A 3,782-nucleotide genomic window follows, 5' to 3' on the forward strand; every position below is an offset into this window, starting at 1 on the left:
GGCAGATGGCGATGATCGCGATCGGCGGCGCCATCGGCACCGGTCTTTTTCTCGGCAGCGGCTTCGCGATCGGCTTCGCGGGCCCGAGCGTGCTCGTCAGCTACGCGATCGGCGCGTTCATCTCGCTGCTGCTGATGGGCTGTCTCGCGGAGATGACGGTCGCGCACCCGACCTCCGGTTCGTTCGGCGCGTATGCCGAACATTACGTGAGCCCGTGGGCCGGATTCCTCGTGCGCTACGCGTACTGGGCGTGCATCGTGCTCGCGGTCGGCACCGAGGTCACCGCGATCGCGCTGTACATGAAGTACTGGTTTCCGGGCGTGCCGGGCTGGCTGTGGATCGTCGGGTTCTCCGCGCTGCTGGTGTTCGTCAACGCGCGCAGCGTCGACGTGTTCGGCGCGGTCGAGTACGGCTTCTCGGTCGTGAAGATCGCGGCGATCGTCGGCTTCATCGTGCTCGGCGCCTATGTCGTGTTCGGCAATCCGGGGCTGGTCGGCGACGGTGCCGCACGCGCGGGATTCCACCATTACACGGATCACGGCGGCTTCTTTCCGAAGGGGGCGTGGGGCACGTGGGTCGCGGTGATCGTATCGATCTTCAGCTACCTGAGCATCGAGATGATCGCGGTCGCGGCCGGTGAAGCCGAGGATCCCGAGCGCGCGGTCACGCGTGCGTTCCGCTCGACGATCGTGCGGCTTGTGCTGTTCTACCTCGTCACGCTCGCGCTGATGCTCGCGATCGTGCCGTGGACGGCGGCGGGGCGCGACGAAAGCCCGTTCGTGAAGGTGATGGAGGCGATTCACCTGCCGGGCGCGGCCGGGCTGATCAACTTCGTCGTGCTGATCGCCGCGCTGTCGGCGATGAACAGCCAGCTCTACATCACGACGCGGATGATGTTCAGCCTGTCGCGTGCGGGCCATGCGCCGAAGGCGCTCGGGGAAGTGAACGCACGCGGCGTGCCGTTCGGCGCGCTGATGCTGTCGACGCTCGGCATCGCACTGGCGACCGTGCTGAGCGTGCTGTACCCGGACGCGTCGTTCACGATCATGATGGCGGTGTCGATGTTCGGTGCGCTGTTCACGTGGATGATGATTTTCGTCACGCACTACTGTTTCCGGCGTCGCCGGGCGGCGCTCGGCCTGCCGGCGCCCGCGTTCCGGATGCGCGGTTTTCCGCTGCTGACGCTGCTCGGCGCGGGCCTGATGCTCGCGGTGATGGTGACGACTTACTTCACGGCCGAATTCCACATGACGCTGATCTTCGGCATTCCGTTCCTGGTTGCGCTGTCGGTCGTGTACGCGGTGTGGTATCGGCGCGCGCAGCCGGTACTCCAGCCCGACGCGAAGTCGTGACGTAGCGGTGGGGGCGTGCGCTCAGCCCGCGAGCGCGGGCAATGCGTCGATCGATGCGCGCACGTAATCCGCGAAGCGCAGCGCGACCGGTTCGGCCGTGCCGCTGCGCTTCAGCGCGAGCGTGCGCGATTCGAGCGACGCATCCTTCAGCGGCCGGAACGCAAGCCGGTCGCTCTTCACCTGCTGCAGCACGCGCGGCACGAGCGCGACACCCATCCCGAACTCGATCATCGACAGGATCGTCTGCCACAGCCGTGCCTCGTGGCGGATCAGCGGGCTGAAGCCGGCGTTCACGCATTGCGCGATGATCAGGTCGTGATAATGCGGCGCCGCTTCGCGCGGGAACAGGATGAACGGTTCGGCGGCCAGCGCGGCGAGCGCGACCTGCTTGCGCTTCGCGAGCGGATGCGCGGCCGGCAGGCAGCACACGAACGGTTCCGCATAGACGGGCGTCGATTCGACCTCGGGCGGGACGTGGCCCCAGTGCGCATAGCCGAGATCGATCTGGCCGCGCTGGATCGCCTGCACCTGCGCCTGCGTGTTCATTTCGCTCAGCACGACCTCGACACCGGGGTAGTCGGCCTCGAAGCGCCGCACGGCATCGGGCAGCCCGCGATACAGCATCGAATGCACGAAGCCGATCCTCAGCCGGCCCGCAAGACCGGACGCGGAGCGCACCGTCAGGCGTTCGGCCTCGGCCGCCTGCAGCAGCAGCCGGCGCGCTTCGCCGAGCAGCACCTCGCCCGCGTTGGTCAGTGCGACGCTCTTGTTGGTGCGTGAGAACAGCTGGACGCCGAGCGCGTCCTCGAACTTGCGGATGTCGAAACTCAGCGCCGGCTGCGAGATGAACAGGCGTTTCGCCGCGCGCCCGAAATGCAGCTCCTCGGCGACCGCCACGAAGTAGCGCAACTGCCTCAGTTCCATGGTGTCTCCTCGCGGCGTCGGCATCGATAAGCGACATCTATCGTACCGGATAAATCCTGTATTGGACGCTTATCGATCGCGCGCCTACGCTCTGCGGAAGGCTTTGCACGGGACTGGCCAGGCGCCGCGGCGCCGCCGCCAGCCGACGTGCAGGCAACCCAGGAGACGCACACATGAACGACACCGCTCGTACGCCGGACGCCGGCGCATCCAACATCCCCGACAGCCGGGGCATCAATTTCTTCACCATCGATCCCGATCTCGGCGCGTTGCTGAAGCTGCATCTCGGCGATGCGCACTATGCCGAGCTGGCGCCGCGGCTGCGCGCGCTCGGCGCGCGCGTGTCGGGCGAGCTCGACGAATGGGCGTCGCGCGCGGACAAGCACCCGCCCGTGCTCGAGCACCGCAACCGGCGCGGCGAGGCCGTGCAGCGGATCGACAAGGATCCCGCGTATGTCGCGCTCGAACGCGTCGCGTATGCCGAACTCGGGCTCGCGTCGCTGAGCCACGGATCCGAATCCGTCCCGCCGCTCGTCAAGTACGCGCTGACGTTCCTGTTCGTGCAGGCGGAGTTCGGGCTGTGCTGCCCGGTCAGCATGACCGATTCGCTGACGCGCACGCTGCGCCGCTTCGGCGATCCGGCGCTCGTCGCGCGCTACCTGCCGATGCTTGCGTCGCGCGACTTCGACACGCTGTACCAGGGCGCGATGTTCATGACCGAACAGGCGGCCGGCTCCGACGTCGGCCGGATCGCGACGCGGGCGACGCGCGAGACGGACGCGCACGGCGAGACCGTCTGGCGCCTGACCGGCGACAAGTGGTTCTGCTCGAACGCGGATGCCGACCTCGCGATGGTGCTCGCGCGGCCCGAGGGCGCGCCGGACGGCATCAAGGGCCTCGCGCTGTTCCTGCTGCCGAAGACGCTGCCGGATGGCACGCGCAACCGCTACCGGATCGTGCGCTTGAAGGACAAGCTCGGCAGCCGTTCGATGGCGAGCGGCGAGATCGCGCTCGAAGGTGCGCAGGCGTACCTGATCGGCGAGATCGGCCGTGGTTTTCACCAGATGGCCGACATGATCAACATGTCGCGGCTGTCGAACGGCGTGCGCGCGGCGGGGCTGATGCGGCGCGCGCTGAACGAGGCGCTGCACGTCGCCGCGCACCGCGAAGCCTTCGGCCGCAAGCTGATCGAGATGCCGCTGATGCAGCGCCAGTTGCTGAAGATGCTGCTGCCGGCCGAGGCCGCACGCACGATGTTCATGCAGATCGCGCTGCTGCTGCCGCAGGCCGATGCGGGTGACGAGCAGGCCGTGCGCTGCGTGCGGATCCTGACGCCGCTGATCAAGTTCCGCGCGTGCCGCGATGCGCGACGCGTGACGGGCGATGCGATGGAAGTACGCGGCGGCACCGGCTACATCGAGGAATGGAGCGACGCGCGCATCGTGCGCGATGCGCATCTCGGCTCGATCTGGGAGGGCACGAGCAACATCGTCGCGCTCGACGTCG

3 protein-coding genes are annotated in these 3,782 nt (G+C 67.8%); 2 read left to right on the top strand and 1 reads right to left on the bottom strand.

Annotation, left to right across the window (positions count from 1 at the left end; all coding sequences use genetic code 11):
* The coding region (locus JYJ84_RS30880; protein WP_205189898.1) for an amino acid permease at positions 1 to 1,352 on the top strand (1,352 nt) is incomplete at its 5' end.
* A 21-nt stretch (positions 1,353 to 1,373) separates the two neighbouring features.
* Here JYJ84_RS30880 and JYJ84_RS30885 read toward each other — a convergent pair.
* Positions 1,374 to 2,276: a LysR family transcriptional regulator gene (locus JYJ84_RS30885; protein WP_175222666.1), complete on the bottom strand. Its 903-nt coding sequence runs from the start codon at positions 2,274 to 2,276 to the stop codon at positions 1,374 to 1,376.
* Positions 2,277 to 2,449: 173 nt separating this feature from the next.
* On the opposite strand from JYJ84_RS30885, the gene JYJ84_RS30890 reads away from it, so the two are divergent.
* Positions 2,450 to 3,782 (top strand): acyl-CoA dehydrogenase family protein (locus JYJ84_RS30890; protein WP_205189899.1); only part of this gene is annotated, 1,333 nt, incomplete at its 3' end.

This window comes from Burkholderia sp. LMG 13014 (assembly GCF_905232215.1).
In the GTDB taxonomy this organism is placed as follows: Bacteria; Pseudomonadota; Gammaproteobacteria; order Burkholderiales; family Burkholderiaceae; genus Burkholderia.